We start from the raw sequence: 20,245 nt of genomic DNA on the forward strand, positions 1-20,245 counted from the left end.
TTATTGATAGATTACTCAAAAATAATCAATTCCGTTACAAAATTACCTTATTATTGATTGGCAGGTAATTAAAGGAAGTTAAATAAAGAAAAATTGGGGCTACTTTGAAGGTCTCGTAGGCATTGAATGGAATACTACCTTACTTCCATAAGCTGTATCAATTAATAAATCTCCCTCTTTTATTAACCTAATATCAGGTCGTTGAGGGTTTAAATGATCCATTTTAATTCCAGCTGAATTCTCACCATGACCTTCAGCAAGGGTTACATTTATTTTCCCTTCAGAAGTGGTGTAAGTCCCTTCATATTCATAATAACTACCATCAGAATAATCTAAAACATATTGTACTTTACCATTGGGCTGAAATGAGAATGCTGCAGTCCCGTAGGCTCTTTTATTGATATAAATTTCATCATCTTCTCCTTCCGAAGCTACTCCCCAAAAAGACACAAAGGTAAAAATGGCAGTCATTAGCAGTTTTGAAATATTCTTTAGATTATTCATAGTTGTCCGTGTTGGTTTGTTGAACTTTTACAAACGTTCAACAACAACCAATTGATAATCCTTAGAAACACTCATTTAAACAATACAACCTATTTTAACGAAAAAAGCCTCCCGATTTCTCAGGAGGCTTCAAAAATTTATCTTTTAAAGAACTAAGCTTTAATCACTTCAGGATCTTTTTTGATTTCTTTTTTAGAAGTATCAAATACTACTGGAGCAGCGATAAATACTGAAGAGTATGTACCGACCATGATACCAATAAATAATGAGAATGAGAATCCTCTTAATGCCTCACCACCGAAGATTAATAATACTAAGATTACTAATAATGTAGTGAATGAAGTAATGATCGTACGGTTTAATGTACCGTTGATCGCAGAGTTCATCACGTCAATTGTTTTTGTACCTGCTGTCGCGTTTGAAGTTTCTTCACGAACACGGTCAAATACTACCACTGTATCGTTGATTGAGTAACCAATTACAGTAAGGATCGCAGCGATAAATACTTGGTCTAATTCGAAACCAGCACCTAATAAGTTCGCGATACCAAATGCACCAAATACAACTAATGTATCGTGGAATAAGGCAACAACTGCACCAGCACCGAAGTTCCACTTACCGAAACGTAATAAGATGTATAAGAAGATACCTGCTAATGAGAACAATACTGCCTCGTTTGCACCATCTGTAATATCATCAGCGATAGTAGCACCTACTTTTGAAGTTGAAGGAATCACGAATGTTCCCGCATCTACTTTTTGCTTATCTGAGTATTTTAAGCCAGTGAATGACTCAATACCTTTGATAATAGCAGTTTGTACTTTATCATCTGCTTCAGTTGACTCATCGTCTACTAAGTATGCAGTAGTGATTTTTAAGGTATTGTCGTTTCCGTAAGTTTTTACTTCAACTGACTTACCTTCTACTTCTTTCACTAATGAACCTTGTAATTTTGAAGGAACAACAGCTTCTTCGAAGTTTACGATATATGTACGACCACCTGTGAAGTCTACACCTAAGTTAAGACCATTTACAGCTAATGAACCAATACCTAATGAAATAACAACTGCTGAGAAAATGTAAGCCATTTTACGTTTACCCATGAAGTCGATGTTCGACTGACCCGCTAATTTCGAAGATAATGCAGTTTCGAAGTTTAAGTTTACATTCTCACCATGCTTCTTAGTGAAGTAAGAAACAATCAAACGAGAAATGAATACTGCTGAGAAGAATGAACAAACGATACCGATCATTAATGTTACCGCGAAACCTTTGATTGGTCCCATACCGAACGTGTAAAGGAAAGCACCAGTCAATAACGTTGTTAAGTTGGCATCAAAGATTGTCCAGAATGCACGGTCGAAACCATTGTTGATTGCTTCTAAAATACCTCTACCTGCTCTTTGCTCTTCACGAATACGTTCGAAGATAAGTACGTTGGCGTCAATCGACATACCGATTGTCAATACGATACCTGCAATACCTGGTAACGTTAATGCTGCACCAAGCTCTGCTAAGATACCGAAGATAAAGAAGATGTTTGCACCCAATGCAACGTTTGCAATCACACCACCTTTCGCATAGTAAGCAATCATAAATACGATTACTAAACCTAAACCGATAAGGATTGAAGTCATACCTTCTGATTGAGCGACTTTACCTAATGAAGGACCAACAACAACTTCCTCGATGATACGAGTAGGAGCTGGTAATTTACCTGCTTTTAATACGTTTGCTAAATCTTTTGCTTCGTTGATATCAAAAGAACCAGTGATTTCTGAACGACCGCCGTCGATTTCAGAGTTTACAGTTGGAGCAGTATATACTTCGTTATCTAAAGAGATAGCGATACGACGACCTAAGTTTTGACCAGTCATTTTCTTCCATTTCTTAGCACCTTCTACGTTCATTGACATAGAAACTGCAGGTTGAGCTCTTTGGTCGAAAGATTGTACAGCGTCAGTGATTACATCACCTGAGATTTTAGCCTCACGGTCTTTCTTTACTACGAATAACTCGAAGTAGCTAATACCTTCTTGAGTAGCCACTGGCTTGTGACCCCATAAGAATTTCATGTCTGAAGGAACTACTGAAGTTACGTTTTCATCACGTAACATTTTGTTTACGTCTGAAGTATCGTTTTCAGAGTAAACCAAACCACCTTGCATTTTTGATAAAAGTGGAGAGATTACAGTTTCGTCAACTTGAGCTGAATCAGCAGCTGCGTTAGTTGAGTCACCTTCGAATAAAGAGTTGTTATCAGCAGCAACTTCTTTTTCTTCTTTTTGAGCAGGAACGTCACCTGCTAATTTCTTACGAGCTTCTTCTTGTTTCACCCACTCTTGGTTCATTTGGAAAATGAATGGCTGAGCTTCTTGGTTAGTCCAAACTTCTAAGAACTCTAACTTTGCTACACCTTGTAATAAGTTACGTACACGCTCAGGGTTATCTACACCTGGTAATTCGATTGAAATACGGTTAGTACCTTGTAGACGTTGGATGTTTGGTTGAGTAACACCAAACTTGTCAATACGAGTACGGATAATTTCGAATGCTCTATCTACAGCACCATCTACTTCGCTTTCTACTAAATCAACTACTTGCTTGTTTGGAGAGTTGAAAGAAATACGACCACGGTTTGCTGAAGAAGCAAAGTAAGTTGCGAAAGGAACGTTTGGAGCAGACTCTTCTAACGCATCGAAGAAGTTAGTAGTGAATGACTCTCTGTTTTCTTTTTGAGCTTTTGCAGCTTCTGCTAATGCTGTTTCAAATGCAGCATCAACGTTAGCACCTGCCATCGCTTTGATTACCTCTACTGGAGATACTTCAAGCGTTACGTGCATACCACCTTGTAAGTCAAGACCTAATGCTAATTCTTTGTTCTTTACTTCTTCGTAAGTATACTGAGTGAAACCTAAATCGTAAACTGGAGTTTTCCATAATGAATCGATGTAAGCTTGTTTTTTGAAGTAGTCAACATGACCTTCTGAATCCATTGCATACTCGTCCGCGTCGCTTTGAATAGAGCGAGATACGAAAGAGAATGACAAGTCAAATAAACTGAATGCAGTCACAATGACAGCAATAAACAGGATAAAACCTCTGTTTCTCATAGTTGTAATTATATAATACTATATGATAGCGGAAATGATTAATTTAATCTATATGTACACACGACTTTGATATATTGTGTATAAGGCTATACACGCCATAAAAGCGTTAAAACGGTGTCAATACGTAAAGGGGGAATTAGAGATAATTAGGGTGCATTGGGTGCTGCATAATAAGAATATATGCAGGTAGCAGTTGTTGATAAGATTGTCTCAACAACTTCTTTAGTAGGTTTGATTTTAGCGACAGGTTTTAAAGTCAACCTGAAGTTTACCAATTGATGAAGTGTTTTTACAAATACATTACACCAATTGACTGTTTCAGTACTCTGCGGGATTGCAGTAGACTGATCTTTCAAGACATTGTAAGTAGGCTTTTGTTGTCCTTCTTCTTGATCAACATCTTTTTCTACGCTAACACTCACCTCATTTCTTTCCGATGTAACAGCATATGCTGCCTCAGCACCTAGTGCTACAAGCATCAGTATCGCCATTAAGAATGGAAATAATTTAAATGATATGGTTGTGTTTTTTTGCATAGATATTTGTTATCAATGGCAAAAATAGAAATCATTTGGAAAAAATCACAGTTTAGACCTCGTTTTTTTGAGTTTAAAAGGGGAGTGCTATCTAAGAATAGTGAAACTTACCCTTATTTTTTTATAATAAAGTCAAGTTGTCCGTGAATTTCAGGTGTTTGCGTTCTCTCGTGCAAGATCCTCGCTTTATAAGAAATTTTTTCATTCAGGTATTGAGAAAGCTCTTTCAACGTGATATTTTTATCTTTATTTACATCAGCAGCTCCTTTTAACCCCTTCAAATAATAATAAGTCAACAGTCCATGGTATTGCTCAGCATAACGTGAAGCCACTTGTTCAGATGAAGCCGCTGTAAGAATTACAGCTTTTTCGTCATTAAGAACTTTATTCTCTGTCTTAATAAAAACAGGAGAAATATTTTTCAATAACATACCGTCATCAGTTGCACCACTAAAAGACACATCCAACACCACTTGAAGAGATTTGTAAGGTACTAAACCTATATTTTCATAAAATGTACTTGCTGAATATCCATTAAAATGAATTAGAGAAGGATCTGTATCGACAGGTACAAAATAACCTTTTTGAGATTCGGGATCCGGAGCACCATGACCCGAATAATAGATAAAGACATCTGATTTTTCTGGCTTCACATAATTGAATAATTTCCCTTTTGGATTGTTTTTCACACCAAAGACTGCATTAAAATCTGCCTGAGTTGCATTTTCAATATAAATAATATTGCCTTCTCTAAAACCAAAAGTTGTGATCAAATACTCCTTCATGATTTGAGCATCATGTAAAGCATATTTCACTTCAGGTACTCCCTCTTTTTTATAATTTTGATTACCGATAATAACAGCAATCGCATCCTCATTTACTTTTAAAGCTCTCGGAATATTAACATCTACATCGCTTTCCATGGTCTCCTTCTCTTCCACTTTCTCTTCTTCGATCACCACCTCTTCTTGTTTTACTACTTCCTCTTTCTTTTCTCCTACTACAATAGGAATCGCAAAAGGCTCAGGTTCTTCGATGTAATTCTTTGCTCTATAGTTTGCTATTGCAGTATGCATTAATCGATCAAAAATACTATTTAATGCCTCTTTCACTTGTCCTTTAAAGTCATTGGTAAACTTTTCTTGGGATTTGGCTTTTTGCCTTACTAATAACTTTTCGTTGGAAGCGTCAAAAATCTCTACCTCCATCTCTACAAAACTACCTTTATAGCCGTTTTTCTTATCAACCTTCGCTACAGCATATAAATTTAGTCCATCATGAGATAGCAGTTGTTCCTGTACCCAATCATTTCCTTTAAAGCAACCTCCTGTATTCCCTAATCCTTGAACAATTTTTCTAGAATTAATCACGAAGTATTTTTTCTGACGATAGGTTTCTTCTATTCCCTCAATCATCAACTTATTATTATATTCCTTGAAAGCGTTACAAAGTGTACCACCTTGTTTTGTTTGTGGTAAAATCACAATTTTCTTTGTCTGAGAAAATACTTGAACTTGAAGTAACATTAGACAGATAAGAAATAAATAATTTTTCATTAGATGAGGTTATTAGAGATGTTTTTGATGAAAAAAATTACTTTGATTTAAAATAGAAATTGAATACCCAATCCTATTATACAAACATAAGACATATTTATAGCGTAATATGACAAACAAAAGTTAAAGCTGAGTGTTCATTGAATAATAATAGAAAGTTTTCCTTCCAGTATTTTTGTATTGATTCCTGAATTAAACACTATGAAAAATACATTCCTGATCTTACTCAGCTTTATTCTGCTCTCTTGTCAAGAGGATGATAATACTATTTTTGTACCACAAACACCACCTGTTATCACTGTTGATTCTTCTTCATTGCAAGTACCTCAAAAAGTGCTACATATGCTCGCATTAGGAGATTCTTACACGATTGGGGCAAGTGTACCTGAAGAAGACCGCTGGAATGCTCAACTGAAAAAGGAATTAGAAAATCGCGGTTTCCAATTGAATGCGATAAAATATGTAGCTCAAACAGGATGGACGACTCGTAATCTAATCAATGCCTATCAAAATGCTTCGTTGCGATCTCAATATGATATAGTAACGTTATTGATCGGTGTGAATAACCAATTTCAAGGGATTGATATTAATGTTTTCCGAGAGGAATATAAATCGTTATTAGAAGCGGCTATTGTAAGAGCTAGGAATGATCCTAAGAATGTAATTGTCTTAAGTATTCCTGATTATGGATACAACTACAGTCCTCCCCCAGCGTCTATTTCTCAACAAATCAATGAATACAATCGCATCAAAGAAGAAATCACCAAAGATAAAGGTGTTGTATTCCACAATATCACTTCCTTTTCTAGAATGGTGCCTTCAAGGCCTGAATTAGCGGCTCCTGATGGTCTTCATCCTTCGGGTGAACAATATAAATTGTGGGTCAACGAAATTATAGACGATGTCTATCGGCAGTTTTTGGTTCCGAAGGAAGAATAGTTAAGGTAATTTCTCTATAAATTGAATAAGGTTCTCTCCAAACTTATCCCATGACATTTCCACTTTTAAGTCTTGAATATGTCTTTGGTAAACCGCAGCATCATTTTCGAAAAAGTGCTCTATCCCATCAAAAAGTAGATTTACATCGGCTTCCGCTACAATTTCACCTGTTTCACCAGGTTTAATCAATTCTTTTAGCCCTCCAACATCAGTGGCTATCAATGGAACTTCAAAATGAAGTGATACTGCCGTCACCCCGCTTTGAGTAGCAGAACGATAAGGGAGAACACATACATCTGAAGCCGAAAAATAGGTCGCTACTTCTTGATCAGAAATGTATTGATTAAAACAATGAATTCTTTCCTTGTTCTTATTTTCTTGGATTAATTTATCATAGCTCTCAAAACTCCCATATACCTCACCTGCAATAACCAATTGATAAGAATCATCCATCAACCCAAAAGCTTCAATCAATAGATCCAAACCTTTGTAGTCTCTGATAAAACCAAAAAATAAAATTGTCTTTAATTCTTCATTGATTTTCAATGCCCTTCTCGCTTCAGCCTTGTCTTCAATCTCACCAAAATGATCATACAATGGATGTGGACGTAATGCGGAAGGTTTCATTGATTCATATTTTCTTAAATCGTTTTCAACCGCTTCGCTCATGGTCACAAAAGCATCATGAGGTTTTAGAAAATACTTTGTAAAAGGTTTATCAAAAAATCTCCCCTCATGAGGAATAACATTATGAAGGATGCCCACTACCTTACAATCTTTACCAACAAAATGTGCAACAGTTCCACAAGATGGCCCAAAGAAGGACATCCAAAATTGTGTCACCAACACGTCTGGTTGATAAGCTCGAATTTCTTTTGCGGTTTTGAAATAAGTGAGAGGATTAATTGAATCCAATAATTCTTCAGAAGGAATGTGATCAGAATTATCCTTTTCATCCACATATTGCGACTTACCTGGAAATAAAAAATCAGGATACTGTCTACTAAAAGTGAATGCCTTTACTTCGTGTCCCTGCTGTTCTAACGCTTTATATAATGCTCCTCCAAATTGAGCTATTCCTCCTCTGTAGGGATAAAAAGTGGATAAAAATGCTATCCTCATATAGTATTATTGATTGTATTCTACTCTGATTCTGAATTCTTGGTTGACGGCCCCAATTTTCTTGGCCACTTCTTCAGAAATCTTTATGATTACCCCATTTTCAATAGATTGAACAGGCAATGCCGCCACCACTCTTACTACTGCTTCTAAATCATTATTGGGGTTGATGACTTTAATGTACGAACCGACTGTTTCTTGACGGTGTAACGCCATCAATTTACTTGTATTATTGGGCAATTCAACCACTTGACCATTTCCGCGCTCCACCTTTTGCATTGGAATATCATAATCTCTTGCTTCTTCTTGTGTTAAATCAGCAAAAGATTTTGATTGCACCTCTTTCGTTTTTTGATCTAACTGATTGACATTACCACTAACGCTCACTACAATTTGCTGCCCGTCAGACAAAAGCTGATCGGGTAAATAGGCATTCCAAACCGATAGGCTATCAACAGGAACCTGATAGATATACGCTATACCTCTTAAGGTTTCTCCCTCTTTCGCTGTATAATAAACAGCTTCGTTATACAACTTGGGTGCTACTTTTTCTACAGTAGTAGTGGCAGGTTGATCCCACTGATTATTATTCTGTGGTACTGCACCCTGTTGGGGGATGACTAACACTTGGCCAATCTTAATGACATTGTTTTGAATTGCATTTGCTTGCACAATATCACTGACACTGACATTGTATTTTCTTGATATTGAAAATAATGTTTCCTGATCTTCTACGGTGTGATTAACTGAAGTTTGTGCAAAACCGTTTTGTAAAGAGAAGCTAAAAAAGCAAAGAATTATGATTAGAAGTCTCATAAGTCAATTGTTAATTACATAGTATTAATTGTTGAGGGCGGTAAGAGATAGTCCACACCATATTTCTTTCTCTTTAATATACAAAAGCATATTATCGACCATAAAAAAACTATCCATAATTTGATCACGGATATCAGTATCAATCACCTCTTGAAATAGAACCTCTCCCTTCCTGCTACAAATTAGTAGTTTTCTTTGAAGAACACTATTTTTCCTTTCAATGAATACAAAAATTATTTGATGAGAAGTTTCATAGTAGTGAATGTCACTTTCTGCTACATCATACTCCAGTTGCTTTAAGAAAGTACTCAAAGTAGCATAATGCTCAGACTCTACAGGGTACACTATCGGTAATTCAAATTCTTCAGCACTCGATAACTGTGGCGGATCTTCCTGACTATCCTCCACCAAAGTAGCTTCTTTAATATTCAGTTTTTGAAGCTTCTTTACTTTTGGTATTGCATCGTTTTGATCAAACTCAGAAAAATATAAAAAACCATCTTTCACCCCTGCCATGGAAATCCACCAGTTTTCCTCCAATTGAAGGCCTTCCCAAAGCACTGTTCCAGTTTTCACTTCCAAAGCGGCGAAGCTTACCTCTTTTTGGTCACCATCTCTCATTTCCAATACAATCACGCCTATTGTGTGATCATACATTACTCTCCAGATAATGCCGTGTGCCTCAAATGTATATTTATTTTCCAATTTAATTTTCTCTCGATTCGTAAATAATTACCGCTAAGATCTGTATTATCCATCATTTTCAATAATGTTGCAGCAAGTTTCTTCTTTAAAGTTACAAGACGGGCTTATCATAGAATACTTAAATTTTGTAACTTAGCTTAGAAGTTGATTAGCCACTAGAGATATGACTTAAAACTATTGCGTTAATTTACTTGTTTAAAAAAGTAAGTGATAGCAGCAGTAAAACTATTACTTCCACCTATTTCAATTTATAAGAAATGAAATCTTTGATTAATACACTGTTATTGTTATTTGTTTCTCTTTCATTGTTGGGCAGTGAAAAAGAACCTATTGTGTATGTATTTGACTTAAAAGCTGAGATCGACCCTAGAACCTCAAGACATGTTGAAAATGCACTGAATGAAGCAACATCTGAAGAAGCCGATTATGTAGTCATTGACCTTGATACTTATGGAGGTGCCGTCAATGATGCGGATCACATTCGACAACTTATATTAGATTATCCAAAACCTGTCTTTGTTTACATCAATAAAAATGCGGCCAGTGCAGGTGCTTTAATCTCCATTGCTTGTGATTCTATCTATATGGAAAAAGGAGCCAACATTGGAGCTGCCACTGTTGTTATGGGCGGTTCTGGCGAAAAAGCACCAGACAAATACCAATCTTATATGCGATCTATGATGCGTTCTACGGCGGAAGCAAATAATAGAGACCCTAAAATAGCAGAAGCTATGGTTGATCAAGATTTGGTGGTAGAAGGAGTTTCAAAAGAGGGAGATGTCATCACATTTACGACAGACGAAGCCATTAAACATGGTTTTTGTGAAGCGGAAGTGAACTCTATCAGTGAAATATTAAAGAGAAATAGCGTCACTGATTATGAAATAAAGAAATACGAGCCTTCTTCTGTTGAAAATATTATTAATATCTTCTTAAACCCTGCGATCAGTAGTATTCTTATACTTATTATTTTAGGGGGAATTTATTTTGAATTACAGTCTCCAGGAATAGGCTTCCCTATCGCCGCTTCAATTACCGCCGGGGTACTTTATTTAGTTCCTTATTATTTAAGTGGTATGGCGGCTAATTGGGAATTACTAATTATCGGGATTGGTTTTCTACTCATTTTATTAGAAGTCTTTGTTGTGCCGGGGTTTGGTGTGACTGGAATATCCGGTATCATTTTAACCATTGCAGGTCTCACATTGGTCATGCTAGAGAACGATTTCCTTGATTTTACTTTCGTTCCGGCTGCAAAAATAGCTACTTCTTTAATCAGTGTGACTGCTGCCCTTCTGGTGGGAAGCTCAGGAATGTTCTTCTTTGGTCATAAACTTTTAGGAAGCTCACTTATGAAAGGGGTGATTCTTGAAAATGACATGACCGCTGACAAAGGTTATACAGCAGACTTTTTGGTTTCTTCATTTGTAGGGTCAACTGGTATTACACACTCTGTATTACGTCCTTCGGGAAAAGTGAAAATTGACAACAAAGTCTATGATGCTACATCAGAAGGTGACTTTATTGGCAAGAATGTACCTGTTGAAGTAGTAGAACAAAATGGCTCATCACTTAGAGTAAGAGAAATCGTATAGTTTACATAACTATTATAATGCAAGAGGGAAGAGATATTAGCAGCATCTCTTCCCTCTTTTTATATATTCTCGACCAGAAGACTTTATTCAAATCTTAAAGATTCAATTGGATCTAATAATGATGCTTTGCGTGCAGGATAATACCCCGACATCACCCCAACAAAAACACACACGATCAAAGAAACGGTCATCCAAATCCATGGTAATACAAATGATTTGGAATCTAAAAATACAGCAATCACATTTCCAATACCAGCCCCTATAAATGACCCTACGACCCCACCTAAAATACAAATGAAAATCGCCTCTAGTAAAAATTGTTGACGGATTGCTCTCGGAGTTGCCCCTAGTGCTTTTCTAATACCAATTTCTCTGGTTCTTTCGGTCACTGACACCATCATAATGTTCATAAGTCCAATTGACGCACCTAATAAAGTAACGATAGCTATTGCTACACCACCAATTCTTAAGGTCATTGTCATTTGGTCAAATTCACTGTTTAATGAATCAGCTCTTTTTATTTCAAAGGAGTCAGGCTTTCCCAACTGATCTTTACGAATTACCCTCAAAATCCCTCTTGCTTCTCCCATAGCATAATCAATTCCACGAGGGTCGGTTGAGTTTACCGTCGCCACATAATTCAGTGTTCTAGTCGTAGCAAACTTATTTGCATTAATCAAAGGAATAAAAACTTTACGATCTGCATCACCTTCACCAATTCCTCCCTTCTTTTCTAAAAGGCCGATAATACGGTATTTCTTACCATAAAAACCAATAGTCTGATCGATAGGTTCTTCGTTTTTATTAAATAAAGCATTAAAAACATCCTCAGCAATGATGGCTACATTTTGTCCTTGAGATAATTCAACAGAAGAAAAAGTACGACCTTTATTGATCTTATATCCATTATTTTTGAGGTACATATCGTCAATACCTACAACTGCATAATTTGGAGTTGTTTTTTTGGACAATCTCTTGATTTCAACACTTCCTGAGATCGTCGTATTAACACTTACTTTTCCTTCAACAGGTAATAATTTCTTGAATTTTCGAATTTCTTCGAACTTTATGGGACTTTTTTTGGAAAACCTCTTACCAAAAGCACCTCTTCTTCTCGTTAAGTCATTAATAGTAAAATTATTAACACCTAAATCTGACATTCCATCATTTATGGAATCTTGCACTGCATCAATCGCTGTCATAATGCCAACTAATGACATAATTCCTATTGCAATCATAGCAGATGTTAGAAAAGTCCTAAGTTTATTTGCTTTTACAGAAGTGATGGCTTCTATTAAATAGGTTAGTATATACATGCGTCAAATGATCAAACTAAGAAAAATACAATCTTTTCTTTCTCAATTTAGTTCAAAAAAATCAAAAACTTTACAATGTAATATTTTTCTAATAAAGTGACTTTTTTGAGTAAATATACTCTAAAAAGAATTGTAAATTAAATATAAATTAAAAGTTCGGCATAATGGATGTTTTTCCTGTTAAACAATTGTTGTACTTATTAACCCTTATCTCAAAAAAACAATAGGCTTCCCTATTTAGTTGCTTTAGAACCACTACTCTACTATTTAAACCTTAATAATTACGTATGAGATTATTGACCACCATCTTCCTAGTATTATTAACCCATATATCATGTTTTGGGAATTACATTTTAATTCCCATGGACCAAACCCAAAGCAATCATCTCAAAGCCTACGGGATGACGTTTTGGGTGCTCGGTCAAGATGTTGAGGCAGAATGGTTACTCAATTATAGAGGAGGTAGCTTTATGTTTAGAAACTCTCACCTTTTTGAACAAGAATTAGTGATAAGAGGTGTAAGCTATGAAGTCATCTCAGGTGCTCAAGCTGTTCAAATAAAAGAAGAAATATCTCACCCAGAATCTAATATGGACATTATGCGGTTAGATGCAGTTCCAAGAATTGCAGTCTACTCACCGCCTTCAAAACAACCATGGGACGATGCAGTCACCTTGGTTCTTACTTATGCAGAAATTCCTTATGATGTGATTTTCGATGATGAAGTGATGGCAGACCTACTACCCAAGTACGACTGGCTTCACTTACATCACGAAGATTTTACAGGACAATATGGAAAGTTTTATGCAACCTATGGCAGAGAAGAATGGTATATGGAGGCTCAAAGACAGTTTGAAGCTTCAGCAAAACGACATGGTTTTGAAAAGGTCTCTCAATTAAAAGCAGGTGTCGTCAATAAAATTAGAGACTTTTGTGCTGGTGGAGGATTTTTATTTGCCATGTGTTCTGCCACTGATACTTATGATATAGCATTAGCTGCTGATGGTGTTGACATTTGCGATTACATGTACGATGGAGATGGAATTGATACAGATGTACATCAAAAGCTCAACTACAAAAATACATTTGCCTTTAAAGATTTTAAATTAAAATTAGATCCTTACCAATATGAATACTCAGAGATTGATAATCAATCTTATGAAAGAGGCTTAAGAGAAGAAAATGACTTTTTTGAGTTATTTGCATTCTCTGCAAAATGGGATCCTGTACCTACCATGCTAACTCAAAACCATGAACGCCTTATCAAAGGTTTCATGGGACAAACGACAGCCTTCAAAAAAAGGTTGATTAAAAATGATGTCATCATATTAGGTGAGGCTGAATCTGCTAAAGAGGCACGTTATATTCATGGCACATTCGGTAAAGGAACATGGACATTTTATGGAGGTCACGACCCTGAAGATTATAGACACTTTGTAGGTGAAGAACCTACTGACCTTAATCTTCATCCAAATTCACCAGGATACAGATTGATTTTGAATAATATCTTATTTCCTGCTGCTAAGAAAAAGAAGCAGAAAACCTGATTTACTACTATCTATGATTCACATATTTCGCTGTCTCGAATACTTTATTTGGGACAGCTTTTTTATTACACTCTAATGCTTAATTATCGTCAACTTTCAATCGGCCTTTCTGCAAGCATTTATAGGATCTACTTTCAAGCTTCTTTCCTCTTCGTTTTTGTCTTGAAACAAAAAGAAGCAAAAAATTCAAGGCTTAGAAGTCAAAAGCTAAATTCCATTCCTTGAGCCTAAATGATTTTAAACTCGCTACGCTCAAACAGCAAAATCATTTTTAACGTCTCAATCCTTGAAATTCTTAACGCTTTTCCCTTCAAGGCCGAAGGAAGAACTGCCAAACTAAAAGGATAGACAATATACTGGTGTGATTGTTAAGTTTTGACGGTATTCAAGTCTTATAATACATCAAAAATCTCCTGATTTCTAACTATAAAACTTAGTTTACAATTTACTTATTTGACAGTCTAAAACTCCGGTGTTATTGCAAACATTAGCCCATACTTTCTTGATGCTCCTTCTTGATAAGTCGCTCTGTATAAAAACATAACCTTCACCATTCTGAAGATATTTTCTACACCTCCACCTACTTCTACATAAGGGGTTGAAGGATCTAAACTATTAAAACTTGCTTCATCTTTATCCCATGGATTTACATTAGCTGCAAGGTTATCACTAGATACTCCTCCCCAAAGTAAGTTTGCAATACCAAATGTCTTCACATTCATTTTTTTGAGTACAGGGATTCTATTGATAAAAAGCCCTTCAAAATGATGAAACATTCTTATACTAGCATATCGATCACTCATAAATTCCCCGAAATCCATAAGGTTATATGAACTACCACTGTAGATGTACCTTAAGTTATTTCCCCGATGAACAAACAACAAAGGAAAGGGAACGGTAGAGGGAGTCCAACCAGATGAAAGTACATAATCCATTCTACCTAAAGCTCCCACTTTAAAGCGATGTCTCATCGATAATTCAAGTTTATGATAACTATCCGTAGCATCAAAAAGTGTTGGTAAACCTCTTTTATAAGTGAATGTAATGGTTGGGTATTTTCCATTTGCCGCAATGTATCTATTCAAATGTCGACTTGATACATATCTTTTCCCAAAGTCAAAAATGATAGAACCTCTGAGTTCTGAGGTGGTAATTCTTGAAAAAGCAAGTGTATCTGTTAACTCCGTCGCAAAGTAATTCTCATTTCTATAGGTAAAACTACCTCTTAACTGAACACCTTCAGCAACATAAGAATTGGCCAATACTCTCGCTTCATCCAAGTAATAAGGGTTTGTAAAAGTCCCCCAAGCTTGAGAAATCCATAAATAAGGATCTTGCCCTGGAAAAGTAACACCTCCACCCAAACGTTGTAAAGAATGTTGAGCACGAGCATAAAGGAAAGTCCAGTTTTCATGATTGAGGATATATTTCCCCATCACACCCCACTTCCACTTTTGATCATCGGTACCATATGCTATATATCCTCCTCCAATTAAATTCTTGTTCCACTGCGTATTGGTTAATCCACCAAACTGAATACGGTTTCCTTCTACATTATTCTGAGCATACAAAACAGTAAGTGGACCAAAATCAAAGCCTCCTACTCGATAATAACCTGTCACAAACATGTCCATTATTTGTGCAGTAGCTTTTACAGAAGGCATTTGTTTTACAGTATCAATCTGAGCATAAATCGTAGTATCGGTAGATTGGGAATACAGTAAGGTATCTTTTGATGGAAAGGTATTTTTGGTATTAATATCCACCAAAAACTTCGTCCAATTCTTATTCAGTTTACCCCCTACCCACATTTTAATATTTTGTTGATAAGGAAACCAAATCTGTGATGTATCAATAACAGCTAGTTTTTGATCTACCGTTATACTATCAATAAAGTTTATGGGAGAGTTCCTCCCTATTGCTGCAGTGACTTTTTTAATGGCAAATCCTCTTTTTTCATCGGTTACCCAAACCGTTCCTCCAAAAGCCATGTCGTTTTCTCTCCGAGGAACAAAATCAATTCTATAGCACCAATCGCCGTCAACTTTTTCATAGGTCACCAATTCAAAATCGTAGTAATTCTTAAAAGAAGCATTAAAAGGAGATGAAAAATCTTTGGCTAAAAAACGCAGCCATTTTTGATAGAAATTAATTGTCGTTTTTTCATTATCTAACCCTTGTTTGAATTGATTTTCAAATTCAGGGCCTAAAAATACTTCTTTATAGTAAGATTGCTCTCGATCTTCAGCCCGTTTTCCAGCTTGATAATTGACTTTTTGTTTAGAGGAAGAAGAATAAACAGGAATATTGGGCATCCCCTTTTGATTAACTGATAAGGTATCAATCTTTTCCATTCTTTGCACCGCCTCTTTTACCAGTTTTTGTTTCAGAAAATCTTCATTGGTATCTGTTATATAGACATTCGTTCTGATCGAAGATTCATAATCAAAATCCTCATTCCCTTGATAATTATGTAATGCAGCATTTTTAATAGCCAACCGGATTATTTCCCATGCAGGATTTTCATAGCCCCTTCTTCCTACCACAACCTCCTCCAATTGTTGAGCATCCTTTTCTAAAAACAAGACCATTTCCTTGTTTAGTAACTCATTATCCAGACCAAAGGAAGTTGTTTTATAGCCAAGACAAGAAACGAGTAATGTATCATTTGATGCTATTTCTCTGATAAAAAAAAGACCTTTTTCGTTCGTTGAAGTTCCTTTATCATCCCCTTTAATAATGAGATGTGCAAATCCAACAGGCTGTAACGTTTCCTTATCCAATATTTTACCTTGAATAGCATGATCTTGTCCAAAAGCTATATGACAAACTAAAAAATGAAAGAAAAGTATATTAAAAAATGATTTATATAGTTGACTCGACAATGAATTCACTCGCTTAAAGCGTTGTATTTTTTATTAATTGTTTATAGAAACGGATTGTATTTTCAAATTCCACAACACCAATCCTCTCATTTTCACCATGAATTGTGTCCAAATTATCTTTATTTAAATGAAAAGGACAAAAGCGATATACATTGGGTGATATTTCAGAATAATGTCTTGAATCTGACGCTGCAATCATGATATAAGGTGACACAACAATATCGCCAAATATCTCTTTGATTGATTGATCCAAAAGTTTAAACGCCTCAGAATAAGCATCTGAAATTGGAGCAGCCTCTGATTTATTCAGTATTCTTAACTTTACCTCATCATTATTGACCTTCTTTTTAATGGACTCAAAAACATAATCTACGGTTTCTCCTGGTAGAATTCTGATGTTCAACACTGCATGTGCTTTTTTAGGGAGCACATTACTTTTCATTCCGGCACTGATTATTGTTGGGGCAATGGTTGTTCTTACTAAAGCATTTGAAGAGGGTGATTTCTCATATACCGACATTAGTACTGGTTCTAAAAGAGTAGAGTTGGCAAAGACTGTCTTTAAGCCAAAAGGCATTTCTGGGCCTACAAAATCAATAAAATCCTTTAGTGGTGGAGAGATGTAAGAAGGAAAAGGATCATTGACCACATCATTAACTGCTTTTGTCAAAACACTAATGGCACTTTCTGTTTTAGGCATGGAAGCATGTCCGCCTTCAATATCTGTTGATAGTTCCACCGTTAAGAATCCTTTCTCTGTTGTCCCGACTAGTGCTACATCTTTTTCCATTCCGGGTACTAAACCTTGTGTAATGTATCCACCTTCATCCAAGACAAACTCAGCCTCTATCCCTTGTTGTTTAAGATAATGAGCCATTGAGCTCGCACCATGTGTACCATTGATTTCTTCATCATGACCGAACGCCATATAGATCGTTCGCTTTGGTTTAAAACCAGATTCCATCAGTGATTGCACTGATTCTAAGATACCAATCACCCCTACTTTATCATCAATAGCTCCTCGCCCCCAAATGACTCCATCTACTATTGCTCCACTAAAAGGAGGATATTTCCACTCTGATATGTTTTCCTCTAAAGCAGGAACAACATCAAAATGCGACATCAAAACGATAGGTTTTAATGAAGAATCACTTCCTTCCCATTTAATTAAATAAGAAAAACCTCCGAAAAGATGATATTCCGTGTTACTGAAAACCACTGGATAAGTCACTTGAAGAAAGTTTCTAAACTTTACAAATTCAGATGAATCAATCAGGTCGGGATCATCATATGAAACCGTCTTTATTTGTATCGCTTCCGAAAGGTGGTATTTAGCAGAATCACTAATGGAGCGTGAGTCTAACTTTGATATTTTTGATTGTTGAGAATCAAATAAAAATAAATTTCCAAAAATGTAAAGAGAGGCAATAGTTAGGGTGCCTGATAAGATTCCTACAAAACGCTTCATAGAAAAAGAGAGTTTGAGATGTAAAGTGAATATTTATCATTGATGACAAATACTTATGTTTGTAATTTATCACATGCTTGAATCTTTATTTCAAATACCGATTCAAGTTTGCATTTAATTAAGTTATTAAGACTTCTTTAGTACTCCAAACTAAGCATTGAATTTTCTTGTTTTTATTGAAAATATATGCTGTTTTCGCTGATATGAATATTGTATTTCTAAATTAGAAACTTTACAAATTTTACTGACCAATGCCAATCCTAAACCTAAAGACTGACTTGATGTAGATCCTTTGACGAAGCGTTTAAAAATCTGATCTTCTGAAATAGTAAGTGGTGCCCCGTAGTTACTGATTATAAATTCAGTTGATGATGTTTTTATTTTGATAGGACCTTCAGTGGACCCGTAACGTATGGCATTTTTTAATAAGTTTTTCAATACAATATCAAAAAGGTAAGGATCAATTTGAAATTGCAACACATCACTTAGTTCTTTTTCAATCTGTAAGTTCTTCAACTCCGCCAATTCCTCAATCGCTTCAACCTGTTTCTCAATCTCTGATTTGATGTTTATTTCTTTGATATCTGTAAACTCTCCATTTTCTATTTTAGTAATCAAGTTGAGTGTAGTACCGATCTTAGAAATATGATTGGCTTCATCGTAGATTGTTTTGATGGTACGAGCATCTTCTTCTTCCAACTTTTCGGAAATCATCAACGCTTCTGACTTATTTCTAATGATCGCCAAAGGCGTCTGCATCTCGTGGGCTATATCTTCTGTGTATTCTTTTAAGTGGTTATAATCCGCATCAATTCTTTTCACCATTTTACTGAAAAGGTCTTGCATTTCTACAAACTCAGTCGTATTCGTCTCCACTTTTTCCAATGGTTTATTACCTCCCACTTTATAAAGCTGCATCTGTTCTAAAATCCTTTTGAAAGGTTGAAGGAAATAACCTGAAAGAATGGCATTAGAAAGTACAATAAGGATGGTCAATACGATGAAGGAAGGAATGATTAGTTCATAGATATCGTCTCGGAAATAGTAATAGTTCTGGACCTCTCTGTTCATTTCCACTCGATACAATTGGCCATTAGAGGTAATTAAAACGATCTTTTTTCTGTGCAATAAGTTTCTATCCAACTCATCATGATACACCGTAAAATCTTCATAAACGGGATATTCTGCTTTTCTACATCGTTTTGAAACTCTTTCAATAGAAGTAACCGAACGCCCCACTAAAGAGTCGGGGTGTACACCTTCATCTAAATGATAAGTTACTTTTCTCTCTATCCATGAAAACCTCCTATTCAAATCTGAATCAATAAATTCATCAGCTTCAGAAGTGAGAAATTGGGCATAAGCCAAAAAAACACCTAATGTAAAAAGTAGGTAGAAAAATGTAATTCTTGATAATAAATTAAAGGTCCTTTTCTTGGCCATATCGCACAGTTCTTTTTAAACAGTAGTAGTAAATTTATAACCCATACCATACACCGATTTTATTCTGTCAACACCCCCATTTTTTTGGAGTTTTTTTCTTAGGTTTTTGATATGAGAATAAATAAAATCGAAGCTATCAGCCTGATCTATATGATCTCCCCAAAGGTGTTCAGCTATATTTTCTTTGGTGAGCATTTTATCTTTATTGTAAAGGAAGTAGACCAAAAGGTCGTATTCTTTTTTGGTTAGTTCAATTTCTTGATCATTGATAAAAACGCTTTTGGATAAAATATCCACCTTCAATTCTCCAATTTCGATGGTGTTGCTCCCTTTGAATTTTTTCCTTCTAAAAAGAGACCTTACCCTGGCAATCAACTCTGCCATATGGAAAGGTTTTGTGATATAATCATCCGCACCTAATTCCAGTCCAAGTACTTTGTCATCTACACTGTCTCTAGCCGTGACGATAAGTACTCCAGTATTAGGGTCAACTTGTTTGATTAGTTTTACTATTTCCAATCCATTCCCATCGGGCAAACCGAGGTCTACGACTAGAATATCATATTCGTAAACCCCGATCTTTTCTTTGGCTTGGATTAATGTGTCAACATGTTCAATATTGATTTTTTGATCTTTAAGAGCAGCCGACACATCATTTGCTAATTCTTTATTATCTTCTATTAATAATAATTTCATGCATTAT

General features: G+C 35.7%; 15 protein-coding genes. 3 read left to right on the forward strand and 12 right to left on the reverse strand.

Going from position 1 to position 20,245, the window contains the following annotated elements:
• Positions 1-99: 99 nt before the first annotated feature.
• The 4 genes from PL77_RS09485 to PL77_RS09500 form a co-directional block, all read right to left on the reverse strand.
• On the reverse strand, positions 100-504 hold the full coding sequence (locus PL77_RS09485; protein WP_156152306.1) for a lipocalin family protein: 405 nt from the start codon (positions 502-504) through the stop codon (positions 100-102).
• 152 nt (positions 505-656) lie between these two features.
• A complete protein-coding gene (gene secDF, locus PL77_RS09490; protein ID WP_044204137.1) occupies positions 657-3,617 on the reverse strand; it encodes a protein translocase subunit SecDF in 2,961 nt (986 codons plus the stop codon).
• Positions 3,618-3,763: 146 nt separating this feature from the next.
• A complete protein-coding gene (locus PL77_RS09495; protein WP_044204140.1) occupies positions 3,764-4,153 on the reverse strand; it encodes a hypothetical protein in 390 nt (129 codons plus the stop codon).
• 113 nt (positions 4,154-4,266) lie between these two features.
• Positions 4,267-5,709 (reverse strand): caspase family protein, encoded by a 1,443-nt coding sequence (locus PL77_RS09500; protein ID WP_082026465.1) that lies wholly within the window; start codon positions 5,707-5,709, stop codon positions 4,267-4,269.
• Between the two features lie 201 nt (positions 5,710-5,910).
• On the opposite strand from PL77_RS09500, the gene PL77_RS09505 reads away from it, so the two are divergent.
• Positions 5,911-6,648, forward strand: a complete 738-nt coding sequence (locus tag PL77_RS09505; RefSeq protein WP_044204147.1) for an SGNH/GDSL hydrolase family protein — start codon at positions 5,911-5,913, stop codon at positions 6,646-6,648.
• On the opposite strand, the gene PL77_RS09510 is transcribed toward PL77_RS09505, so the two are convergent.
• The 3 genes from PL77_RS09510 to PL77_RS09520 are packed head-to-tail and all read right to left on the reverse strand — an operon-like array spanning position 6,649 to position 9,288.
• Positions 6,649-7,770: a glycosyltransferase gene (locus PL77_RS09510; protein WP_044204150.1), complete on the reverse strand. Its 1,122-nt coding sequence runs from the start codon at positions 7,768-7,770 to the stop codon at positions 6,649-6,651. It lies immediately after the preceding gene.
• Positions 7,771-7,776: 6 nt separating this feature from the next.
• Complete coding sequence (locus PL77_RS09515; protein ID WP_044204152.1) at positions 7,777-8,583, reverse strand: LysM peptidoglycan-binding domain-containing protein; 807 nt, start codon at positions 8,581-8,583, stop codon at positions 7,777-7,779.
• A 24-nt stretch (positions 8,584-8,607) separates the two neighbouring features.
• The gene (locus PL77_RS09520; RefSeq protein WP_156152307.1) at positions 8,608-9,288 is read right to left on the reverse strand and encodes a DUF4905 domain-containing protein; all 681 of its coding nucleotides are present in this window, start codon (positions 9,286-9,288) and stop codon (positions 8,608-8,610) included.
• Positions 9,289-9,545: 257 nt separating this feature from the next.
• Between PL77_RS09520 and PL77_RS09525 the strand changes: the two genes are divergently transcribed.
• Positions 9,546-10,883, forward strand: coding sequence for a nodulation protein NfeD (locus PL77_RS09525; protein ID WP_044204157.1), 1,338 nt, complete (start codon positions 9,546-9,548; stop codon positions 10,881-10,883).
• Between the two features lie 83 nt (positions 10,884-10,966).
• Here the strand turns inward: PL77_RS09525 and PL77_RS09530 are convergent, their stop codons facing one another.
• A complete protein-coding gene (locus tag PL77_RS09530; RefSeq protein ID WP_044204160.1) occupies positions 10,967-12,199 on the reverse strand; it encodes an ABC transporter permease in 1,233 nt (410 codons plus the stop codon).
• A gap of 287 nt (positions 12,200-12,486) precedes the next feature.
• Between PL77_RS09530 and PL77_RS09535 the strand changes: the two genes are divergently transcribed.
• The gene (locus PL77_RS09535) at positions 12,487-13,746 is read left to right on the forward strand and encodes a hypothetical protein (RefSeq protein WP_044204163.1); all 1,260 of its coding nucleotides are present in this window, start codon (positions 12,487-12,489) and stop codon (positions 13,744-13,746) included.
• 461 nt (positions 13,747-14,207) lie between these two features.
• On the opposite strand, the gene PL77_RS09540 is transcribed toward PL77_RS09535, so the two are convergent.
• From PL77_RS09540 to PL77_RS09555, 4 genes are all read right to left on the reverse strand, one after another.
• Entirely contained in the window at positions 14,208-16,631 is a 2,424-nt protein-coding gene (locus tag PL77_RS09540; protein WP_172665826.1) for a DUF5686 and carboxypeptidase-like regulatory domain-containing protein, read from the reverse strand.
• 13 nt (positions 16,632-16,644) lie between these two features.
• The gene (locus tag PL77_RS09545; protein ID WP_044204167.1) at positions 16,645-18,099 is read right to left on the reverse strand and encodes a M20 family peptidase; all 1,455 of its coding nucleotides are present in this window, start codon (positions 18,097-18,099) and stop codon (positions 16,645-16,647) included.
• A gap of 150 nt (positions 18,100-18,249) precedes the next feature.
• Positions 18,250-19,542: a HAMP domain-containing sensor histidine kinase gene (locus PL77_RS09550; protein ID WP_044204170.1), complete on the reverse strand. Its 1,293-nt coding sequence runs from the start codon at positions 19,540-19,542 to the stop codon at positions 18,250-18,252.
• A 15-nt stretch (positions 19,543-19,557) separates the two neighbouring features.
• Positions 19,558-20,238 (reverse strand): response regulator transcription factor, encoded by a 681-nt coding sequence (locus tag PL77_RS09555; RefSeq protein ID WP_044204172.1) that lies wholly within the window; start codon positions 20,236-20,238, stop codon positions 19,558-19,560.
• Positions 20,239-20,245 lie beyond the last annotated feature (7 nt).

The sequence above is a fragment of the Flammeovirga sp. OC4 genome, from assembly GCF_000812565.1.
Classification (GTDB): domain Bacteria; phylum Bacteroidota; class Bacteroidia; order Cytophagales; family Flammeovirgaceae; genus Flammeovirga.